Annotated in this window: 2 protein-coding genes; both read right to left on the reverse strand. The window is 73.9% G+C overall.

The genetic code is table 11. The annotated features are described in order from the left end of the window. Window positions 1-536, reverse strand: a 536-nt coding sequence (locus D183_RS0111295; RefSeq protein ID WP_017909084.1) for a glycosyltransferase, incomplete at its 3' end; no start/stop codon positions are given. Beyond that, a partial coding sequence (locus D183_RS0111300; protein ID WP_017909085.1) for a glycosyltransferase family 4 protein occupies window positions 533-1,276 on the reverse strand: 744 nt, incomplete at its 5' end. The genes D183_RS0111295 and D183_RS0111300, both read right to left, overlap by 4 nt.

Below are 1,276 nucleotides of genomic sequence, written 5' to 3' on the forward strand. Positions count from 1 at the left end.
GGCGGCCAGGCGCGCAGGTCCACGCCCAGCGGCACGCGTTCGGCGGCGATGCCCAACGCCCGCAAGCTGTCGAGGATGGGCGCGCTGGCGGCGGTCACCGCACTCGCCAGGCGCAACACCAGCGCCTCGCGCAGCCGCCCCTGCCATTTGCGCCGGCCGCCGTAGCCGATCGCATGCAGTGCGACCAGTTCGCCGCCGGCGATGTGCACCAGGCTCGGCCGCCGCAGCGAGCGCGCTGCCGCCACCGCGATCAGGCTGCAGTGGCCGGAAAACAGCGACTGCACCACGTCGAACGGCGCGCGGCGGTGCTCGGCGCGGATCGCGGCGATCGCCCGCCAGCGCGTACGCGCCGCGCCGATGTTGTGGATCCGCGCGCCCAGCAGGTCCCATTGCGCCGGCAGCGGTTCCTGGTGCAGCACGAAGACGTGTAATTCATGCACGCGCGCCAGCCGCTCGATCAGGCTCAGGAAGGCCGGAATCACCCGGTACTCGCCGCTGCGGTCGACGCCGCCCGGTACCACCAGCGCCAGCTTCATGCCGCGCTCCGCGACGTGGCACCGAGCAACTGCGCATAGGCGCGCGCCCAGCGCCGGCCGACTGCCGCGAACGATAGCTGCGCATCGAAATGCGCGCGCACCAGCGCCCGCGACGGCCCGTCGCGCGAGGCCCGCAGCAGCGCGGCCGCCAGGCGTTCGGCGTCGCCGCAGGGCCACAGCGCGCCGACCCGGCCGCCGTCGCTGAGCGCACGGAACGCCGGGATGTCGGTCAACACCGGCACCGTGCCGCAGGCATAGGCCTCCAGCGCCGCGTAGCCGCAGCTTTCGCCCAGGCTGCCGGACACGAACAGGTCGGCCGCGCGCATCAGGGTCTGGATCTGCGCGTGCTCCACCCGGCCCAGCAGGTGCACGCGGCCGGCCAGCCGCGGATCGGCCTGGATGCGCTGTTGCACCACCGGCAGCAGCGGCGCATCGCCGAACGCGCAGAACAGCTGCAGCCCGCTCAGTTGCTCGCTGGCGCGGGCCACGCCGTCGAGCACGGTGAGCGGATCCTTGCCCTCGCTCAGATGGCCGACCCACAGCACGCAGGGCGCGCCATGCAGCCCGCTGTCGCGGCGCGCCTGGTCGCGCTCGCCGGGAGTGAAGCGGCAACTGGATTCGGGAATGGCGAACAGGCGCGTGGATCCGGCGAACAGCCCGGCGCCGGCGAAACCGCGCGCCAGCTCCAGCGAGGTGAAGGCGATGCCGGCGGCGGCGGCGTACCAGCGCCGCCACTGCGA

This window comes from Xanthomonas sp. SHU 199 (assembly GCF_000364665.1).
GTDB classification, from domain to species: domain Bacteria; phylum Pseudomonadota; class Gammaproteobacteria; order Xanthomonadales; family Xanthomonadaceae; genus Xanthomonas_A; species Xanthomonas_A sontii.